This is a genomic window from Mycobacterium sp. NPDC050551, assembly GCF_040674075.1.
Lineage (GTDB): Bacteria > Actinomycetota > Actinomycetes > Mycobacteriales > Mycobacteriaceae > Mycobacterium.
Genome location: NZ_JBFARC010000001.1, coordinates 373791 through 392514, shown reverse-complemented (window position 1 = coordinate 392514; position 18724 = coordinate 373791). Strand labels below are relative to the sequence as shown.

At 68.5% G+C, this 18724-nt stretch carries 17 protein-coding genes; 6 read left to right on the top strand and 11 right to left on the bottom strand.

The window, feature by feature from the left end; all coding sequences use genetic code 11:
- The 6 genes from AB0K11_RS01900 to AB0K11_RS01875 are packed head-to-tail and all read right to left on the bottom strand — an operon-like array spanning window position 1 to window position 6341.
- Window positions 1-1239, bottom strand: coding sequence for an acyl-CoA dehydrogenase family protein (locus tag AB0K11_RS01900; RefSeq protein WP_364971723.1), 1239 nt, complete (start codon window positions 1237-1239; stop codon window positions 1-3).
- A 21-nt stretch (window positions 1240-1260) separates the two neighbouring features.
- A complete protein-coding gene (locus AB0K11_RS01895) occupies window positions 1261-1872 on the bottom strand; it encodes a TetR/AcrR family transcriptional regulator (protein WP_364971722.1) in 612 nt (203 codons plus the stop codon).
- 2 nt (window positions 1873-1874) lie between these two features.
- The gene (locus AB0K11_RS01890) at window positions 1875-2789 is read right to left on the bottom strand and encodes a hydroxymethylglutaryl-CoA lyase (RefSeq protein WP_364971721.1); all 915 of its coding nucleotides are present in this window, start codon (window positions 2787-2789) and stop codon (window positions 1875-1877) included.
- Window positions 2786-4027, bottom strand: coding sequence for a CoA transferase (locus AB0K11_RS01885; RefSeq protein WP_364971719.1), 1242 nt, complete (start codon window positions 4025-4027; stop codon window positions 2786-2788). The genes AB0K11_RS01890 and AB0K11_RS01885 overlap by 4 nt, the downstream gene beginning before the upstream one ends.
- Complete coding sequence (locus AB0K11_RS01880) at window positions 4024-5220, bottom strand: alpha/beta fold hydrolase (protein ID WP_364971718.1); 1197 nt, start codon at window positions 5218-5220, stop codon at window positions 4024-4026. The genes AB0K11_RS01885 and AB0K11_RS01880 overlap by 4 nt, the downstream gene beginning before the upstream one ends.
- On the bottom strand, window positions 5217-6341 hold the full coding sequence (locus AB0K11_RS01875; RefSeq protein ID WP_364971717.1) for a homogentisate 1,2-dioxygenase: 1125 nt from the start codon (window positions 6339-6341) through the stop codon (window positions 5217-5219). Before AB0K11_RS01875 ends, AB0K11_RS01880 begins: the two co-directional genes overlap by 4 nt.
- Before the next feature lie 148 nt (window positions 6342-6489).
- Between AB0K11_RS01875 and AB0K11_RS01870 the strand changes: the two genes are divergently transcribed.
- A complete protein-coding gene (locus tag AB0K11_RS01870) occupies window positions 6490-6969 on the top strand; it encodes an SRPBCC family protein (protein WP_364971716.1) in 480 nt (159 codons plus the stop codon).
- A gap of 34 nt (window positions 6970-7003) precedes the next feature.
- Here the strand turns inward: AB0K11_RS01870 and AB0K11_RS01865 are convergent, their stop codons facing one another.
- Entirely contained in the window at window positions 7004-7390 is a 387-nt protein-coding gene (locus AB0K11_RS01865) for a nitroreductase/quinone reductase family protein (protein ID WP_364971715.1), read from the bottom strand.
- Between the two features lie 525 nt (window positions 7391-7915).
- Between AB0K11_RS01865 and AB0K11_RS01860 the strand changes: the two genes are divergently transcribed.
- Both AB0K11_RS01860 and AB0K11_RS01855 read left to right on the top strand, forming a co-directional pair.
- Window positions 7916-8890: an alpha/beta hydrolase family protein gene (locus tag AB0K11_RS01860; RefSeq protein WP_364971714.1), complete on the top strand. Its 975-nt coding sequence runs from the start codon at window positions 7916-7918 to the stop codon at window positions 8888-8890.
- A gap of 73 nt (window positions 8891-8963) precedes the next feature.
- Window positions 8964-9962 (top strand): acryloyl-CoA reductase, encoded by a 999-nt coding sequence (locus tag AB0K11_RS01855; protein ID WP_364971713.1) that lies wholly within the window; start codon window positions 8964-8966, stop codon window positions 9960-9962.
- Window positions 9963-9977: 15 nt separating this feature from the next.
- Here the strand turns inward: AB0K11_RS01855 and AB0K11_RS01850 are convergent, their stop codons facing one another.
- Window positions 9978-11195: an acyl-CoA dehydrogenase family protein gene (locus tag AB0K11_RS01850; RefSeq protein ID WP_364971712.1), complete on the bottom strand. Its 1218-nt coding sequence runs from the start codon at window positions 11193-11195 to the stop codon at window positions 9978-9980.
- 41 nt (window positions 11196-11236) lie between these two features.
- Complete coding sequence (locus tag AB0K11_RS01845) at window positions 11237-12637, bottom strand: acyl-CoA dehydrogenase family protein (RefSeq protein ID WP_364971711.1); 1401 nt, start codon at window positions 12635-12637, stop codon at window positions 11237-11239.
- Window positions 12638-12942: 305 nt separating this feature from the next.
- Between AB0K11_RS01845 and AB0K11_RS01840 the strand changes: the two genes are divergently transcribed.
- Together AB0K11_RS01840 and AB0K11_RS01835 are read left to right on the top strand one after the other, a co-directional pair.
- Window positions 12943-14208 carry a cytochrome P450 gene (locus AB0K11_RS01840; RefSeq protein WP_364971710.1) on the top strand — a complete coding sequence of 422 codons (1266 nt, stop codon included), beginning with the start codon at window positions 12943-12945 and terminating at the stop codon, window positions 14206-14208.
- 103 nt (window positions 14209-14311) lie between these two features.
- The gene (locus AB0K11_RS01835) at window positions 14312-16060 is read left to right on the top strand and encodes an MOSC and FAD-binding oxidoreductase domain-containing protein (protein WP_364971708.1); all 1749 of its coding nucleotides are present in this window, start codon (window positions 14312-14314) and stop codon (window positions 16058-16060) included.
- Between the two features lie 80 nt (window positions 16061-16140).
- On the opposite strand, the gene hisN is transcribed toward AB0K11_RS01835, so the two are convergent.
- A complete protein-coding gene (hisN, locus tag AB0K11_RS01830) occupies window positions 16141-16929 on the bottom strand; it encodes a histidinol-phosphatase (protein WP_364971706.1) in 789 nt (262 codons plus the stop codon).
- Window positions 16930-16952: 23 nt separating this feature from the next.
- Between hisN and AB0K11_RS01825 the strand changes: the two genes are divergently transcribed.
- A complete protein-coding gene (locus AB0K11_RS01825; RefSeq protein WP_364971704.1) occupies window positions 16953-17306 on the top strand; it encodes a hypothetical protein in 354 nt (117 codons plus the stop codon).
- Between the two features lie 3 nt (window positions 17307-17309).
- On the opposite strand, the gene AB0K11_RS01820 is transcribed toward AB0K11_RS01825, so the two are convergent.
- The gene (locus tag AB0K11_RS01820; protein ID WP_364971702.1) at window positions 17310-18680 is read right to left on the bottom strand and encodes an FAD-dependent oxidoreductase; all 1371 of its coding nucleotides are present in this window, start codon (window positions 18678-18680) and stop codon (window positions 17310-17312) included.
- Window positions 18681-18724 lie beyond the last annotated feature (44 nt).

Sequence of the window (18724 nt, the reverse complement as noted above, 5' to 3'; positions counted from 1 at the left end):
TCAGCGCTTGCCGAATCCGAAGAGCCGTTGGGCCACCCGCCGGATCTGGATCTCCTCGGCGCCCTCGGTGATGCGGTAGCGCCGGTGGTGGCGGTAGATGTGCTCGAACGGCTCGTGGCGGCTGTAGCCGACGCCGCCGTGCACCTGCATGGCCCGGTCGGCGGCCTCGCACACCAGCCGGTTCGCCCGGTAGTTGGCCATCGACACCTTGTCCGAGACCTCCATGTGATGGCTGCGATCCAGTTCGGTCGCGGCGTAGTACACCAGCAGCCGCACCATCTGCGCCTCGGTCTGAAGCTCGACCAGTGGCCACTGCACGGCCTGGTTGACGGCCAGCGGTTTACCGAACACGTTGCGCGAGTTGGCGTAGGCGACCGCGCGGTCGATGCAGTGCTGTGCGGCGCCGAGGCTGCTCGCGGCCTGCCGGATCCGGTTCTCGTGCAGGAACGTCTGGCCCACCTCCAGGCCCCGGTCCGCCTCGCCGAGCACGGCGTCGGCAGGCACGCGGACGTCCTTCAGTTCGACCTCGCCGTGGTCGGTGGGCATGTTGAACGTCCACCAGTAGTACGGCACGGTGAAGCCGGGGGAGTCGGTCGGCACCAGGAACGCCGTGATGCCGCGGGCCTGGCCGGGTTCCCCGGACGTGCGGGCGAAGATCAGGTCGTGAGTGGCGCGGTGCACCCCGGTGTTCCACCGCTTGGTGCCGTTGATCACCCAGCCGTCGCCGTCGGGCACGGCGCGGGTCTCCAGCCAGGTGGCGTCGGAGCCGTGCTTGGGCTCGGTCAGTCCGAAGGCCATCGACCGCTCGCCGGTCAGCATGGCCTCGATCCACTCTGCCTTCTGCGCCTCGGTGCCGAACCGGTCCATCATGATGACCTGGGGGAAGTTGCCCACGATCGAGGACTCGTCCTGCAGGTCGTTGTGCAGACCGAGGCCTTTGTGCGCCAAATGTTCCCGGATCACCGCCATGTCGATGTTGGTGCCGTCGCGACCACCGAACCGGGACGGCAGCCCGTAGCGCAGCCAGCCCGCCGCGTCGGCGCGCCGCCGCATCTCGTCGAGCAGGTCCTCCCACTCGCGGCGCGGAATCCCACCGTTGTCCCAGTCCGTGCGTGCGTACTCGCGGCGGTGGTCGAAGTATTGGATGTGTTCGCGCTCCAGCGGTTTGATCTCCGCCTCGACGAACGCGTCCATCTCCTCCAGTAGCGCGGGAAGGTGTTGCGGCAGTGCGAAATCCACTCTGATTCCTCTCTGGTGCGCTCAGTACCCGTACAGTGTCTTCTTCCAGATCGTCGACAGCGTGGTGATCGCCTCGGCGTCGCCGATCTGCAGCCCGAGGCCGTTGGGCCGCAGGAAGACCGCCGTGAAGTTCTCGAACAGCAGCGCGATCGCCGCCCCGGTGTGATCCGGTGTCAGATCGGCGGCGTAGCCCTGCTCCTGCGCGCGTCGCACGGTCGCGGAGACCATGTCGACGCCGAAGCGCCGGAATTCGTTCTGCACGTCGGCGAATCGCGGCCTGGTGTCGGCGAGCTGATTGACCGCGATCATGATGCCGATGTTCTGCTTGAACATGTTCCAGTAGCCGGTGACGACTGCCGAGAAGAACGCGGTGTCGTCGGCCGACTCGGGCAGGTGAACGGTGAGCCCGGACGGCACCACGACGTCGTGCAGGAAGGACTCCGCCAGCGCGACCAGCAGGTCTTCCTTGTCGCGATAGTAGCGGTAGAACACCGCGGGTGACTTGCCCGCCGCCGCGGTGATGTCGGCCAGCGTCGTGCCGTGAAAACCGCGTTCGGCGAACAGCTTCCGTGCCGCGGTCTCGATCGCCCCACGCGTCTGGCGGCCCTTGGCGGTGAGCGAGTCGGTGGCCACGGTCAGCGCAGGATCCGGTCGCCGGCGCGCAGCAGCGCGCTCGGCAGATCGTGGCCGACGACCCGGCGCGCCACGTCGGCGGCGGCGATGGCCGCCTGCAGGTCGACGTCGACCTCGATACCGCTGTCGCGCAGCAGGTAGACGAGATCCTCGGTGGCGATGTTGCCGCTGGCGCCGGGGGCGAACGGGCAACCGCCCAGCCCCCCGACCGAGGCGTCGAGCCGGGTGATCCCGGCGGTGACGGCGGCGTATGCGCTGGCGAGGCCCGCGCCACGGGTGTTGTGGAAGTGCGCGCCCAGAGGGACGTCGCCGGCCGCCGGGCGGACCGCAGCGACCAGGTCCGCGACCCGCCTCGGTGTCGTGGTGCCGATCGTATCGGCGATCGCCAGCCGGTCGGCGCCGAGTTCGGTTGCCGCTGCGACGATGTCGACGACGCGGCGCGTATCGGTGGGGCCGTCGAAGGGACAGTCCCACGCGGTGGCGATGATGACCTCGATGGTGGCGCCGCCGTCGTGGGCGATGCGGGTGATGTCGGCGATCAGATCGGTGGACTCGGCCGTCGACCGCCCCACGTTGGCCTGGCTGTGGCCGTCGGCCGCAGACACGACGTACTCGATCGATCCCATTCCCGCGGCGATGGCCCGCTTCGCCCCGCCGGGACCTGCGACCAGGGCGGAGAACTCGACGTCGCGCTCGGCCCGGAACCGGTCCAGTTCGGCGGCCAGTTCGGCGGCGTCGGCCAGCGCGGGCACCTTCGACGGTGACACGAACGCCGTCGCCTCGATCTCGCGGACGCCGGTCGCGACGACGGCCTCGAGCAGTTCGAGTTTGGCCGTCAACGGGATCGGCTCCTCGATCTGCAGCCCGTCGCGCAGCGACACCTCCCGGAGGTCGACTCTGTCGGGCAATCCGGTCACAGCACTCCCTCCGCCCGCAGTTCGTCGAGTTGCCCGGCGGTCAGGCCGAGCAGACCCTGGTAGATCTCGTCGTTGTGCCGGCCCGGTCGGGATGGGCCCGCACTGCGGATACTTCCCGGCGATTCCGAGAGCTTCGGCACGATGCCGGGGCCCAGGACCGTGCGCTCGATCCGCTCGTCATAGTGTTCGGCGATCATGCCGCGGGATCGCAGCTGCGGGTCGACGACCACCTCGGCGACGGTGTTGATGGGCCCGGCGATCACCCCGGCGGCCGACAGCACGTCGATGATGTCGCCGGGTTGCCGCTCGGCCGCCCAGTCGCCGATGATCTTGTCGAGTTCGTCCTGGTTGCGTCCGCGGGCCACATGGTCGGCGAACCGGTCGTCGGTGGCGAGCTCCTCGCGGTCCATCGCCAGGCACAGCCTCCGGAAGACGGTGTCCTGGTTGGCCGCGATCACCACCCAGCTGCCGTCGGCGGTCTTGTAGATGTTCGACGGCGCGATGCCCTCCAGCCGGGTGCCCGAAGGTCCGCGCACGACACCGCCGACGTCGTAGTCCGGGATGGTCGATTCCTGCACGGCCAGACAGGATTCGGTGAGCGCGGTGTCGACGATCTGGCCTTCGCCGGTGACCGAGCGGCGGTAGAGCGCCGCCAGCGCGCCCTGGGCGGCGAACATGCCTGCGAGACTGTCGCCGATCGAGAGCGCGAGCCGGGGCGGCGGGCCGCCGGGGAAGCCGTTGAGATGGCGCAGTCCGCTGGCCGCCTCGGCGACCGAGGCGTATCCCGCGCGGTGCGCGTCCGGTCCGGTCTGCCCGTAGCCGGAGACCCGGACCAGGATGATGCCCTTGTTGCGCCCGCTCAGCACCTCGTAGCCCAGGTCCCACTTCTCCAGCGTGCCGGGGCGGAAGTTCTCCACGATCACATCGGAGCGCTCGACGAGCTCGAGGAACAGCTCGCGGCCGCGGGGAGTGCGCAGGTCGAGGGTGATCGCCTTCTTGTTCCTGGCGTGCACCGTCCAGAAGAAGTGCCTGCCGTCGACTTCGGCCTGTCCCCAGGTGCGCAGCGGGTCGGGCGCGCCGGGCGGTTCGATCTTGACGACCTCGGCGCCCATGTCGCCGAGCAGCCGGCCGGCGAACGGACCGGAGATCAACGTGCCCACCTCGATGACGCGGACGCCGTCGAGCGCACCGGTCGGAGTCTGCCCCGGATCGGCTTCTCGCCCGCCGGTAGGTGTCATTGCGCCCTCGCGAAGTCGTGGCGGATCAGCCAGTCCGTCACGATACTCACCGCCTGGCGCAATTGAGCGCGTTGGTCGGGACCGGCGTAGTAGTGGTTGGCGCCGGGGATCTCGTGCATCTCCTTGTCGGGGTGCCCGAGCGCCTCGAAGAGCCTTCGGGTGTGGCTGGGCGTGCAGGCGTCGTCGGCGAGATTGCCGATCACCAGCGCGGGCACCGCGATGTCCGGCCCGGCGGCGACCGCGTCGCCGTTGGCGTCGTCGTAGCTCCACTGCGACAGCCAGCTGCGCAGGGTGCAGAACCGGGCCAGCCCGACCGGGCCGTTGTTGACCACCTGCGGGTCGCCCAGGTAGCAGGTGCCCGGCGCCCGTTCGTTCGGGTCGACGGCCGGGTCGAGCCAACGGGGGTCGGCCATCGTGCCGTGCACGACGAAGGCGAACTCGTCGTCCGGGCGGCCTGCGGCCTTCAGGTCGGCCAGTTTGGCCTTGACCCACCTCGTGATCCGTCGGTTGCGGTCGATCTGCGCCTGCCGGTAGCGCTCGAGGAAGGCATGCGTGTACGGCGGCTGGTTCGGGTTGTCGGGGTTGTAGAGGTCGAGTTCGGGGTCGCGTCTGGTCGGGTCGGACTCGTCGAGGATCGAGGCGTCGAGCCACTCGGTCAGCGTGCCGTGCCGGCTGATGTGGGCGGCCAGCAGCATGATGGCGTCGGCCGGGACGAGACCCAGCTTCGTCAGGTCGGGTCCGTCGCCGGACGGGCTGGCCGTCACGGTGGGATGCTGGGCCTGCTGCTGATAGAACGCCGACAGGGAGCCGCCACCGCTCCAGCCGGCCAGCACCACCTTCTGGTAGCCGAGCCGGTTCTTGGCGTCCTTGATGCACTCGCCGAGGTCCTCGACCACCTTCTCCATCAACAGCGCGGAGTCGGTGCCACGAAAGCGGCTGTTGCAGTAAATGACATGGTGCCCGGCGCGGGCCAGCGCGTTCATCATCGGGAGGTAGGCGCCACCGCCGATGGGGTGCATGAACACCAGCACGGTATCGGACGGGGTCTTCGGCCGGAGCAGATGACTCTCCAGCACGACGAGTTCGGCGACGCCGCCGTAGACATCGCGCACGCCCGAAGCGTTCTGATAGGCAACGAGATACGGGACCCGGTCGTACTCGTGCCTGACCGGTGCCACGGCTTCGGCGCTCATGCGTGCTGCCCGAGGTCGTTGGCGAGGATCTCGGCCGACGGGACGAGCCTGCGCCTGGTGTCGACAGCGATCACCGACCAGTCGACCCGGCTGTACTCGTCGAACTTCCTGCGGGCTCGTTCACGTGCCTTCTCCGGGGCGCCGTGATGGACGCCTTGCGGCGCATGGGAGATCAGTCCTGGCGGCATCGGGATGCCGTAGAGCGATCCGCTGTGGAAGAACGCGATCTCGTCGAAGTCGACGTTGCGGTGGTACCAGGGGGTGCGTTCGGTGCCGGGTACGGATTCGGCGGGTTTGGGCAGCAAGTTCATCACGTAGACACCGGTCGCCTGCATGAACAGATGCACCGTCGGGGGCAGGTGCACGCTGTCGGAGGTGATGACGTTGTAGTCGGCGATGTTGAAGGTGAAGGGGAAGTTGTCGCCCCGCCACCCTTCGACGTCGAGCGGATGGTGTCGGTAGTACAGGCTGGTCGGCCCGCCCTCGTGAAAGAGCCGCACCTCGTACTCGCCGTCGGTGCGGGGGCCGACACCGTCGTCGATGGGCGCCGGTTCGGGAACGACGATCAGTGACGGGTCGAACGGGAAGTGCCTGCCCAGTGAGCCGGCGGGCGGTACCCGGAAGTCGTCGGTGGCCTGGATCATCAGCCACATGGACTCGGCAGGACCGTCCCCGGTGTGATCGGGGACCTGGCGCCAGCTGCACGCCTTCGGGATGTAGACCCAGTCGCCTTCGCGGTAGCGCAGCGGCCCGAACTCCGTTTCGAGCAGGCCGGACCCCTTGTGCACGAAGGTCAGCAGGTCGCCGTCGATGTAGCGGGCGAAGTAGGGCATCTCGTCGGCTCGCCGCGACAGCAGTACCTGGCAGTCGGTGTTCGAGAACATCAGCAGCGGCGCGCCTGCGGCGTCGGTCGCGTCCGATGGCTCGAGCTGGTCCCCGAGGACGTCGAGGGGACGCAGCGGACCTGCGGCGCGGAACGCGGTGGGATCGTTACGCCGGTACAGGTGGGCCGTGCGTCCGGTGAACCCGCCGCGACCGAGTTCGTCGTCCTTCTGTCCGTCGAGGTCCGCGTGCACGCGGCGCGGCGTCTTGCCTCTGTGCAGGTGGACGAACGATTCCATCAGCGGCTCCGATGACGTTGGGTGTTCGAGGGTTCGCAAAACTAAATCTGACGTTACTTTCATCTATGGTGCGGTGCAAGGGTCTCCGATGAGTTCGGAGCGCGTTCCGGGTCGTTCTCGTGACAGCCGCCGAGAAAGGGCCACAACCATGCCGAACGACGTCATCACCGCCACCACGACCGTCGACGCCTCCGCCGACGCAGTCTTCTCGATCCTGGCCGATCCCGCGCAGCACGCCGCGATCGACGGCACCGGGTGGGTGCGCGAGTCGCTCGACGGACGCGTACTGACCGAGGCCGGCCAGATCTTCCGGATCGCCATGTTCCACGGGAACCATCCCGACGGTCACTACGAGATGGCGAACAAGGTGGTGCACTTCGACCGTCCGCAGGCGATCGCCTGGGAACCGGGCCAACGGTCCTCGGACGGAGGGGATCTCGAGTTCGGTGGCTGGATCTGGCGCTACGACCTGGCCGCCGACGACGCCGCTCGCACCCGGGTGACACTGACCTACGACTGGTCCGCGGTGCCGCCGAGCCTGCGCGAGCACATCGAGTTCCCGCCGTTCGGGATCGAGCACCTGCAGAACTCGCTCGACCATCTGGCCGCACTGGCGCGCCGCGAATGATGGGGCGGCTCCGGATCCTACGTGCCGGCGATCCTCACCCGTCGAGGTCGACGCGCACGGTGAGCAGGCTGGTGCCGAAGGTGCGCACTCCAAAGCTGTTGAACTGCGGGAGCTCACGCAATCGGGCGCGGGCGTCGTCGTCCGGCAGCAGGTGCGCGGTGCCCGAGTGCCACCTGCCCCGCAGCCGCACCCGCACCCGCGGGTCGGCCTGGATGTTGCGGATGTACTGCGACTTCTCGCCGAACTCCGAGACGAACCAGAAGGCGTCGCCGATTCTCCTGCCGCCCAGCGGAGTTCGCCGGGGCAAGCCTGATCTGCGGCCGGTGGTCTCGAGGAGCGTCTGGATCGGCACCAGCCGCATCAGCGGATTGGCCAGGTACTTCTGAAACCCGCGGGTGAAGCCGTCGCGCAATTGGGCCATCGTCGTCTCCTCCTGGTCGGCCGAGATGCGCTCGGCGTCCTCGACGGCGGACCGAACGATACCGGCATCGGCCCCTGCCGGCGGTTGATCTCCGCGCCCAGTCGCGGGCGGTGGCCGCGCTCGATGACCGGTCGCTGCAGGCACTGACGTGCCTCGCCGCTAAGGGAAAGGCCGATGTGCGAGACCCGCGGCAGGGATGGTTCCACGTTGGCTGAATCGGAGATTCACCGGTGTTCGCCCTGGTAGGGGGTGTGCGGACGGCCCTGCCTGGGAGTAGGTGGCGTCTCGCTTGGGATCTCCGGAGGACGACTCACCTGTTCACGGGGTTTTCTCAGCTTGACCCTCATGTTTTACTCAGGGCGCGAGAACTGAACCTTCGGTCCGTTCTGCTGCCGTTCTCACGGTCAAGCCGGGCGGGCGCGCGACAGCGCAGTGAAGAAACCGCTGCGGTGCCGTCTGTGCGATCTGTGATCGCGTGCTAGTGACGAATGACGCGGTAACCGGTAGATGGATGGACTCCTCTCTATGACCTTCGTTGACAAGTTTCGTAACCGTTGGGCCCGCCGTTTCGCGGTGACCGCCGCCGTCGCGGCGCTGCTCCCCGGCCTGATCGGCTTCACGGGCGGCTCGGCGATCGCCGGGGCGTTCTCCCGTCCCGGCCTGCCCGTCGAGTACCTGATGGTTCCGTCACCGTCGATGGGCCGCGACATCAAGGTGCAGTTCCAGAGCGGTGGCGCCGGCTCGCCCATCGTCTATCTGCTCGACGGACTGCGCGCCCGCGAAGACTTCAACGGCTGGGACATCGAGACCCAGGCGTTCGAGTGGTACCTCGATTCGGGTCTGTCGCTCGTGCTCCCGGTGGGTGGACAGTCGAGCTTCTACACCGACTGGTACCAGCCGGCGTGCGGCAAGGCCGGTTGCCAGACCTACAAGTGGGAGACCTTCCTGACCTCCGAGCTGCCGAACTGGCTGGCGGCCAACCGGGACGTCAAGCCCACCGGCAGTGCCGCGGTCGGTCTCTCCATGGCCGGATCCGCCTCGCTGATCCTGTCGGCCTACCACCCGCAGCAGTTCATCTATGCCGCGTCGCTGTCGGGCTTCCTGAACCTGTCCGAGGGCCAGTGGCCGTTCCTGGTCGGCCTGGCGATGGGCGACGCCGGTGGCTACAAGTCCGAACCGATGTGGGGCCCGGGCGGCAGCGAGGCGTGGCGGCGCAACGACCCGACGGTCAACATCGACAGGATCGTCGCGAACGGCACCCGCATCTGGGTCTACTGCGGCAGCGGCAAGCCCGGCGAGCTGGGCGGCGGCGGCCTGCCGCAGGAATTCCTGGAGAGTCTGACGCTGCGCACGAACATCAGTTTCCAGGAGCGGTACATCGCCGCGGGCGGCCAGAACGGCGTGTTCAACTTCCCGCCGAGCGGCACCCACACCTGGATGTACTGGGGCCAGCAGCTGCAGCAGATGAAGCCCGACCTTCAGCGGGTGCTGATCGGCTGACCGAACGAAGAGATCGCGGAACCCCCGCCACGCCTCGCGCGTCGCGGGGGTTTCGCGTCTCTACGATGGCGACATGACCGCAGTCAACGCCCTCGTGGCGCACCAGGACTCCGACGGATCGATCACCCTGAACCCGGAGGTGGTCGACGAAAGCTTTCTGCCCGACGGTGAGGTCACGATCGCCGTCGAATACTCCGGCGTGAACTACAAGGACGCGTTGGCCGTCACCCCCAAGGGCGGCGTGGCCCGCTCCTATCCGCTGATTCCCGGCATCGACGCCGCCGGGACCGTGGTGGCGAGCTCGGCCGACAGTTTCGCGCCCGGCGACCGGGTGGTCGCGCACGGCTACGACATCGGCACCGGCCGACACGGCGGGTACGCCGACCGCGCCCGCCACCCGGCGGACTATCTCGTCAAGCTCGAGGCGCTCAGCACCGCCGAGGCGGCAGCGATCGGCACCGCCGGCTTCACCGCCGCGATGAGCGTGGATGTGTTGCGCATCAACGGCATCCGTCCCCAGGACGGGCCGATCCTGGTGACGGGCGCCACCGGAGGCGTTGGCAGCATCAGCGTCGACCTGCTGGCCGGGCTGGGTTACGAGGTGATCGCCTCGACGGGCAAATCCGACGCCCACGACTACCTGATGGGGCTGGGCGCCTACCAGGTGATCGGCAGGCTGCCCGCCGAGGGCGAGAAGGTGCGCCCGCTGGGCAGGTCCAGCTACGCCGCCGTCGTCGACAGCGTCGGCGGGGACACCCTCGCCTACGCGCTCAGCGTTTTGAACTACGGCGGCGTGGCGGCAGTGTCCGGTCTCGCGCGGTCACCGGAGCTGCCGACCACGGTGCTGCCGTTCATCCTGCGCGGCGTCACCCTGGCGGGAATCGACTCGGTGCAACTGCCGATCGAGCGGCGCCGCGAACTCTGGCGGTCGATCGAGGGCGACCTGAAGCCGGCCCACCTCGACGCGATCACCACCGACGTGTCGATTCTCGACGCGCCGAAGACGCTGCGCACCATCGTCGGCGGCGGCGTCACCGGGCGCACCCGCGTCGCGGTCGCCGGCGGCTTCTGATCTCCGGCCCGGCGACTACTTGAGCTCGGCGGAGGACAACCCGAGCAGCCGGCGCGCGACCACCAGCTGCTGGATCTGCTGGGTGCCCTCGAAGATGTCGAGGATCTTGCTGTCGCGGGCCCACTTCTCCAGCAGCGTCTCCTCGGAATAGCCTGTGGTCCCGGCCATCTCGACGGCCTTGAGGGTGATGTCGCTGGCCACCCGGGCGGACTTCGCCTTCCCCATCGACGCCTCTTTCGAGTTCGGGATGGCGTTGTCGGCCTGCCACGCCGACCGCACGGTCAGCAGGTAGCCCGCCTCCCAGTCGGCCTCCATCCGCAGGAACTCGGCGGCCGCGGCGCTCTGCGCGTGGGCGGGCTTGTCGTAGGAGATCTCGATGCCGGCGTCGGTGAGGATCTTGCGCAGATCCTCGAGGGCGGCGCGGGCGATCCCGACGGCCATCGCGGCCACGATCGGGCGGGTGTTGTCGAAGGTCTCCATGACCCCGGCGAAACCCTTGTCGACGTGCACCTCGTGGTCGCCGAGCAGGTTCTCCTTCGGCACCCGGGCATTCTCGAAGCGGATGGCGGCGGTGTCGGAAGCCTTGATGCCCAGCTTGTGCTCGAGGCGCTCGACGGTGACACCCGGATGCTCGCGCGGCACGATGAACGACTTGATCGCCGCCCGGCCCAGCGACTTGTCCAGGGTCGCCCACACCACGATGTGGGTGGCGCGGGATCCCGCGGTGACGTAGATCTTCTCGCCGTTGATCACGTACTCGTCGCCGTCGAGCACCGCGGTGGTGGTCACCGCCGCCGAGTCGGATCCGAAGCCGGGCTCGGTGATCGCCATCGCGGCCCACACGTCCTTGCCCAGCTTCTCCAGCTGTTCGGGGGTGGCCACCGAGGAGATGGCGGCGTTACCCAGGCCCTGACGTGGCACCGACAGCAGCAACGCGACATCGCCCCAGCTGACCTCCATCGCGTTCACCAGGGCGGACATGTTCCCGCCGTTGACGTTCTGCTTGGGGCCACCGCTCGAGGTGTCGCGGAACGCCTCCGCGCCCGCGAACGAAATGGTGTTCGCCTCGGACATCCCCTCGAACAGGTCCGCGAGGGTGTCCAATTCCACCGGGTAGGCGTGCTCGGCGAGATCGTACTTGCGCGAGATCGGCCTCAGCATCTCCGCGGCGCCCTCGTGGGCCATGTCGATCACGGCCTGCAACTTCTTCGGCATTTCCAGATTGATTGCCATGACTGGTTTTCCGTTCCTGGTATCTAGGTGGTTGCCGTGCGTTACAGGACGACGACGCCCTCGGCGACGCCGAGCGCGCGCAGGTCGCGGTACCAACGTTCCACCGGATGTTCCTTGGTGAATCCGTGACCGCCCAGCAGCTGGACGCCGTCGAGACCGATCTGCATGCCCTTGTCGGTGCCGAACTTCTTGGCCAGCGCCGCCTCGCGGGCGAAGGACAGGCCCTGTTCGGCGCGCGCGGCGCCGCGCCAGGTGATGAGCCGCAGCCCGTCGAGTTCGATGGCGATGTTCGCGCACATGAAGGCGACCGACTGACGGTGCGCGATCGGCTCGCCGAAGGCCTCACGTTCCTTGACGTAGGGCACGACATAGTCGAGCACGGCGTGCGACGTGCCGACGGCCAGTGCGGCCCAACCCAATCGGGCCAGCGCGATCGCCTCCGAGTAGTCCGCATCGGTGGCCTGGTCCTCGCCGAGCCGGTTGCTCAGCGGAACCGCGACGTTGTCGAGTTCGACACGGCCGAGTGCGGCGGCGCGGATGCCCATGCTCGGATCGGCCTTGACGGTCAGTCCCTCGGAAGCCGACTCCACGAGGAACAGGGCGGGCTTGCCGTTGAGTTGAGCGCCGATGACGAACAGCTCTGCGTCGGCCGCGGCAGGGACCAGGGATTTGACGCCGGTCAACCGGTAGCCGCTCGGAGTGCGCACCGCGGTGGTCCGCAACGCGGTCGGATCGAACAGCGCGTGCGGTTCGGCGATCGCGACGCACGCCTGCGGGACCTTCTCGCCGGCGAACTCCTTGAGGTAGGTGGCCTGCTGGTCGGCGCTGCCCCAGTGGGTCAGCGCCGACGCGACGCCGCCGGGGGCCAGAATGGGCAGCGCCAGCCCCATGTCGCCGTACGCGAGGGCCTCGGCCACGAGCGCGTTGGTGATCGTGCTGCGGTGCTCGGCGATGCCGTCGAAATCCTCGGGGACGTTGACGGCGGTGATACCGAGTTCAGCGGCCCTGGCGATGAGATCGGCCGGGTACGCCGCGGCTGCGTCGGCGTCGTACGCGGCCGGGCGGAGGATCTCCTCGGCGAACTCCGCCACCGTCTCGACGATCATTTTCTGGTCGTCGTCGGGCGTCAGGTCGAAATAGTCCGCGCCGCTCGGCTTCAGTCTCGTCGGCGGTTTACCGAGACCCTGCACGCGGTTGAACTGGCGGGTGGAGGCGCCGAGGGCGGAGAAGGCCGTCCTCACGCCGTAGCGCAGACCGCGATTGAGTGGGTCGCGAAGCCCGTGCCGGTCCAGGAACTCCTGGCCGACGAGGGGTGTGACCAGCGCCAATCCCACGGATGTCGCCGTCCGCTTGGGGCGTTGCATGCCGATGGCGCTCTCGCGCCCGGAGCGCCGTGGACGCTGCGGCTCGGAGCCGTGCTTGGACGGCAGGGTGTTGGTCATGCGACAGCCTCACTTCGTCGGGCGGTATCTGGACCGTATCTTACTCCAGAGTAAGGTACGCCCGTTCTGTCGCGAACGTCACAGGTCGACAGGAGGCGGCGCTTCGCTGACTGTGGTCACCACACTTGAATTTCGGAAGACGGGCGAGGTGCTGTGCGGCAATCGCTTGCCTGATGGGCGAGGCCTTCCGCTGCAGCGCTCTCGATGACTATAGTCAGTGAAAGTCGGACGCGACCTTGCCGTTACGGCCGAGTGACGCGAGTCGGACGACTGTCGTCCGGCGGATACAGGCAGGAGCCGCCCAGGTGCCGAAGCCGCCCGAATCGCATGCCGCCGACTGGGACCTCCGGCACGAGGACTTCCAGGACGACGAATTTCTCTACGAGGTGTACGCCGTCATGCGGCGCGACGGCCCGTTCGTCCACACCGACACACCGTTCCTCAGCACGTCGCCGGGCGGGGCGTGGGTCGCCGTGCGTTACCGCGAATGTCACCAGATCCTGCAGGACTGGGAGCACTTCTCCAGCAATCCGACCCCGGAGGGTGCCGAGCAACTCGCCGGCGATCTCGTCATCACCCTCGATCCGCCACGGCAGCAGGAGTTCCGCCGGGTCCTCAATCCGTACTTCTCGCCGGCGCGGATGAAGGCGCTCAGCCCTCAGATCCGCGCCGAAACCGACCTACTGATCGACGGCTTCATCGAGGAGGGCGAGGGCGACCTGGCGCAGGTCGCCTGGCGGCAGCCCGGGATCGTTTTCTTCAAATACCTGCTCGGTATGCCCGTGGACGATGTCCCGCTGTGCATACAGCTCGCCGACCGCGCGCTGAACGGTGAGACCGAGCAGGACCGTATGACGGCGTGGGGCGGGCTCTACCAGCACATCCACGATGCGGTGTCCCTGCGCAGCACGCAGTCACCGAGGGACGACATGATCGACGTTCTCCTCCGGGCGGAGATCGACGGCGAGAAGCTGCGTTTCGAGGACGTCGTCTCCAACGCCATGTTGCTGGTGCAGGCCGGGTTGGAGACGACGGCCAACGCGATGTCCTTCGCATTCCACTACCTCGCAACGCATCCCGGTGATCGCGATCGCCTGATCGGTGAACCCGACCTGATGCCGAAGGCGATCGAGGAATTCCTCCGATTCGCAGGCTCGATCCACGGCATCCCCCGAACCGTCGCCAAGGAAGTCGAAGTCAGCGGGCACACCTTCCATCCCGGTGAGTCGGTCGTGGTGAACTACGCGTCGGCCAACCGAGACGACGACGCCTTCCCCGAGCCGCAGCGTTGCGTGCTGGACCGGACCGCGAACCGGCACCTCGGCTTCGGCGCAGGCGTTCACCGCTGCCTCGGCTCCAATCTCGCGCGGCTGGAGTTCCGCATCGGTGTCGAGCAGGCGCTGCGACGAATGCCCGACCTCTCGCTCGCTCCAGACGCCACGGCGACGTTCCACGGAAATTCGATCACCCGGGGATACCGGCGTATCCCGGTGGTGTTCACCCCGGGGGAGCGGTTGGCCGACACCGCAGCCGAAGCTCGTTCCACCGCGGATGCCGCGCTGTGGGCGTGACCTGCCACGCCGGCTCGTGACCGGCGTGCGCTACCTCAGCCCCACCGCCCGATGTTGAGGCGTTGTGCTGACGTGGGGCGGTTGATGGTCGAGAGTGTGCACCATGGCGACGTTGATATCGGTGAACGTCGGTCTGCCCAGGAACGTCATCTGGAACGACCGAACCGTGTACACCGGCGCCTGGAAAGACCCGGTCAGCGGTCCGCGCATGGTCCGGCGGCTCAACATCGACGGGGACGGCCAGGGGGACCTCGGCGGGCACGGCGGCGAGAACCGGGCAGTGCTGGTCTACCAACGGGATTCGTACCGGCACTGGGCCGAGGAGTTCCACCGCGACGACCTCCCGCCTGGGACGCTCGGCGAGAATCTCACCGTCGACGGGCTGCCCGACGACGAGGTGTGCATCGGCGACCGGTACCGGATCGGCGATGCGGTCTTCGAGGTCACCCAACCACGGGTCACCTGCTACCGAGCCGGTCTGCGCATCGGCGAGCCGAGGATGGCTGCGCTGCTGGTGTCACACCGCCGGCCCGGCTTCTACTGCCGGGTGATCACCGAGGGTGAAGTGGAGGCCGGTCAGGAGATCGTCAAGATCAGATCCGGGCCCGAACGCGTCACCGTGGCCGAGATCGACGCACTGCTGTACCTGCCGGGCCATCCTCGCGACGACCTGCACCGCGCCCTGCGCATCCCCGCGCTCAGCCCCGGCTGGAAAGCGTCCCTGCAGAGCCTGGCCGAACAGGGTGACGGGGCGGGCAATGCCGGGCTGACGGCAACGGGGGGCAATCCGCCACCGGCGTGGGCGGGGTTCCGGCCGCTGGAGGTCACGGCGGTGCACGACGAGAGCACGCACGTCCGATCCATCACGGTCGCCGACCCCGACGGTTCTCCATTACCGGAATGGTCTGCCGGCCAATCGATCACGGTGCGGATGTCGACCCCGGACGGCCCGGTGATCCGCAACTACTCACTGTCTAACCGACCCGGTTCCGCCGAGTACCGCATCAGTGTCAAACGCGAGCCGCACGGCGTCGCGAGCGCTCACCTGCACGCACACGTCGCGACCGGCGATCTGCTGGACGTGGCCGCACCACGGGGGACCTTCGTCCTCGCAGGCGGCGACGGCCCGGTGATCCTGCTTTCGGCCGGAGTGGGCGCCACCCCGGTGCTCTCGATGCTGCACTCGCTCGTGAGCGCACAGTCGACGCGGCGAGTCTGGTGGTTGCACGGAGCTCGCAACGGATCTGAGCATCCGTTCGCGCGGGAGAGCCGCGCATTGCTCGAGCAGTTGCCGGGCGGTCAGTCCCGGGTGTTCTTCAGCAGCCCGGCGTCCGATGACCGGGTCGGCGTCGACTACGACGTCCGCGGCCGCCTCTCCTCCGAGGCGGTCAGTCGGCTCGACCTGCCGCACGACGCCGACGCGTATCTCTGCGGGCCGGCGACCTTCATGGCGGAATTGGGCGCGGACCTCGTCAGCCGCGGCCTCGGATCCGGACGCGTTCACACCGAGATATTCGGCGCCACAGCGGCGCTCACCCCGGGCATCGCCGCGGCCGCGGCGGGTAGTCCGCATGTGCCTGCGGGACCGCCAGGACCCGGGCCGGCCGTCCAGTTCGCCCGCAGCGGCGTTTCAGCGCCGTGGGGTCCGCCGAGCACCAGCTTGCTCGAATTCGCCGAAGCGTGCGACGTCCCGACCCGGTGGTCGTGCCGCACCGGCGTGTGTCACAACTGCGAGACGGCGCTGCTGTCCGGATCGGTCCGCTACGACCCCGAACCCCTCGAGCCAGCGGCCGAGGGCAACATCCTCATCTGCTGCGCACAACCCGACGAGCCGGTGGTGCTCGATCTGTGAACGGCGGAGCAGTGCGCCGAGTGTGAACCCACGGCGAGAATCCGGCCCGAAAATCGCCGAGGTTGCACACTCGGCGACGGTCAGCCGCGCAGCGCCGCCAGCACCGCGCCGTGCAGCAGGCCGTTGGTGGCCACCGCACTTCCCGCGTGCGGTCCGGCGGTGCCGTCGAGACCGGTGAACGCGCCGCCCGCCTCACGGACGAGCACATCGAGGGCGGCCAGATCCCACAGCGACACCTCGGGTTCGGCCGCGATGTCGACGGCCCCCTCCGCGAGCAGGCAGTAGGAGAGGAAGTCGCCATATCCGCGCACCCGCCACACGGCGTCGGTCAGCGCGATGAACCGGTCGCGCACACCGAGGTCGGCCCAGCCGGACAGGCTGGAGAACGACAGGCTCGCGGACTCGAGATCACCGACCGACGACACCGACAACCGGCGAGCCGGTCCGCCCGCCACCGACACGTGGGCGCCCGCGCCCGCGCCCGCCCACCACCGGCGCTGCAGTGCCGGTGCGCTCACCACGCCGACGACCGGCACACCGTCGTGCAGCAGCGCGATCAGCGTCGCCCACACCGGCACGCCGCGGACGAAGTTCTTCGTGCCGTCGATCGGGTCGATCACCCACTGCCGTCCCGCGAAGACCGCCGAACCGCCGAACTCCTCGCCGAGCACCGCGTCACCCGACCGCTCGGCGGTCAACGTGTCGCGCAGGGCCGCTTCCACGGAGCGATCGGCGTCGGTCACCGGAGTCAGGTCCGGTTTGGTGTCGACGCGCAGATCCATCGCGCCGAAGCGCTCGACGGTCACCGCGTCCGCCTGGTCGGCGAGCCGCAGCGCCAGCGTCAGATCATCAGGAGGAGCCGCGGTCATGGCAGCAGTCCTACCATGGCCGGGTGTGGGAATTCGGAATCCTGTTGCTCATGGTCGGTGCGCTCGCGTTGTTGATCGGGCCGATGATCATGCGGCGGCGCGGGATGAAGGGTGAACTGGCCCAGGGCACGCTGCTGGTGACAGGTGTCAGCCCGCGCCCGGACGTGCCGGGCGAGCAGTTCGTCACGATCACCGGCGTGATCAACGGGCCCACGGTCAACGAACACGTCGTCTACCAGCGGATGGTGGTCGACGTCGAGCAGTGGCCCACCATGGGGCAGCTCATCCCGGTGGTGTACTCGACGAAGAACCCGGACAAGTGGGGCTTCGGCTCGGACGAGGTGCCGCCACCGCCCCCGCCGCAGACCTACTCCTGATTCTCAGCCGTGGCCGATGCGCAGCAGTTCGGCCACGCTGGTGAGCTTCCTGCGCGGCCGGCCCGCCGACTCACCCGTCGTGCGCTCGTGCTCGTCGATCAGCCGCCAGTGGTCGTCGGTGACCAGCTTCGGCTGCCGCGACAGCAGCCACTCGACCAGCTGCTCGGAGTGGTCTTCGTCGACATCGGAGAGCTGTGCACCGGACAGGTCGGCGAGCAGCGTGTCGACCGTCGCCTGTGAGTCCTTCTTGTTGCTGCCGATGACGCCGGACGGCCCGCGCTTGATCCAGCCGACGACGTACTCGTTGCGCCTGCCGTCGACGCGGCCGTCGGTGTGCGGGATGGTGCCGGTCTTCTCGTCGAACGGCAGGCCCGGGGTGGCCACCCCGCGGTACCCCACCGCCCGCACCACCAGCTGGGCGGGCAGTTCCTCGCGCTCACCGGTGTCCCTGGCCACGATGCGGCCGTTCTCCTCGACCAGCTCGTTTCTCCCGAGCACGATCGACTCGACGTGCTCGCCGCCCTTGATCTCGATCGGGGAGGTGGCGAACCGGAACACGATGCGTCGTTTGGCTCCGGCGGGCTCGCGCTCGGCGTAGCCGCGCAGCACCTTGATGTTCTGTTTGACGGTCTTGCCCGCCGCTTCGAGGTCCTCGTCGGTGATGCCGGCGAAATCAGCCGGGTCGACGATGACGTCGACGTCGCCGAGACCTTCCAGCGCACCGAGCTCGCGCAGTTCCAGCGTGGTGAACGTGGCCTGCAGCGGTCCGCGCCTGCCGATGACGACGACCTCCTCGACACCGCGTGCGTGCAGCGAGTCCAGCGCGTGGTCGGCGATGTCGGTGTTGGCGAGCACGTCGGGGTCGGTGACCAGGATGCGCGCCACGTCGAGGGCGACGTTGCCGTTGCCCACGACGATCGCGCGTCCCGTCGACAGGTCGGGGCCCATCTGCTCGAAGTGCGGATGGGCGTTGTACCAGCCGACGAAGTCCACCGCTGCGACGCTTCCCGGGATGTCCTCACCGGGAATGCCGAGCGACCGGTCGGACTGGGCGCCGACGGCGTAGACCACGGCGTCGTAACGCTCGGTCAGCTCGGCGGCCTGCACGTGCTCGCCGACGGCGATGTTGCCGAAGAATCGGAACCGCGGATCGCCGGAGGTCTTGTCGAACTGGGCGCTGATCGACTTGATCTTCGGGTGATCCGGGGCGACGCCGGAGCGGACCAGCCCCCACGGCGTCGGCAGCATCTCGAGCATGTCGACCCGCACATCGGGGGAGTCCTCGGTGTCGGCAGCTTTGAGCAGTGACGCCGCGGCGAAGTAACCGGATGGACCGGAGCCGACGATCGCCACGTGATAGGGGCGCTTCTGCATGGGCAGCCTTCTGTCGCTTGCCCGGTCACCCGCGAGGGGCTGTC

Coding starts and splice junctions, on each gene's coding strand:
- AB0K11_RS01870 (WP_364971716.1), top strand. CDS start 6,490: ATGCCGAACGACGTCATCACCGCCACCACGACCGTCGACGCCTCCGCC.
- AB0K11_RS01820 (WP_364971702.1), bottom strand. CDS start 18,680: ATGCAGAAGCGCCCCTATCACGTGGCGATCGTCGGCTCCGGTCCATCC.
- AB0K11_RS01835 (WP_364971708.1), top strand. CDS start 14,312: ATGGCGACGTTGATATCGGTGAACGTCGGTCTGCCCAGGAACGTCATC.
- AB0K11_RS01860 (WP_364971714.1), top strand. CDS start 7,916: ATGACCTTCGTTGACAAGTTTCGTAACCGTTGGGCCCGCCGTTTCGCG.
- AB0K11_RS01885 (WP_364971719.1), bottom strand. CDS start 4,027: ATGACACCTACCGGCGGGCGAGAAGCCGATCCGGGGCAGACTCCGACC.
- AB0K11_RS01850 (WP_364971712.1), bottom strand. CDS start 11,195: ATGGCAATCAATCTGGAAATGCCGAAGAAGTTGCAGGCCGTGATCGAC.
- AB0K11_RS01880 (WP_364971718.1), bottom strand. CDS start 5,220: ATGAGCGCCGAAGCCGTGGCACCGGTCAGGCACGAGTACGACCGGGTC.
- AB0K11_RS01855 (WP_364971713.1), top strand. CDS start 8,964: ATGACCGCAGTCAACGCCCTCGTGGCGCACCAGGACTCCGACGGATCG.
- hisN (WP_364971706.1), bottom strand. CDS start 16,929: ATGACCGCGGCTCCTCCTGATGATCTGACGCTGGCGCTGCGGCTCGCC.
- AB0K11_RS01845 (WP_364971711.1), bottom strand. CDS start 12,637: ATGACCAACACCCTGCCGTCCAAGCACGGCTCCGAGCCGCAGCGTCCA.
- AB0K11_RS01865 (WP_364971715.1), bottom strand. CDS start 7,390: ATGGCCCAATTGCGCGACGGCTTCACCCGCGGGTTTCAGAAGTACCTG.
- AB0K11_RS01875 (WP_364971717.1), bottom strand. CDS start 6,341: ATGGAATCGTTCGTCCACCTGCACAGAGGCAAGACGCCGCGCCGCGTG.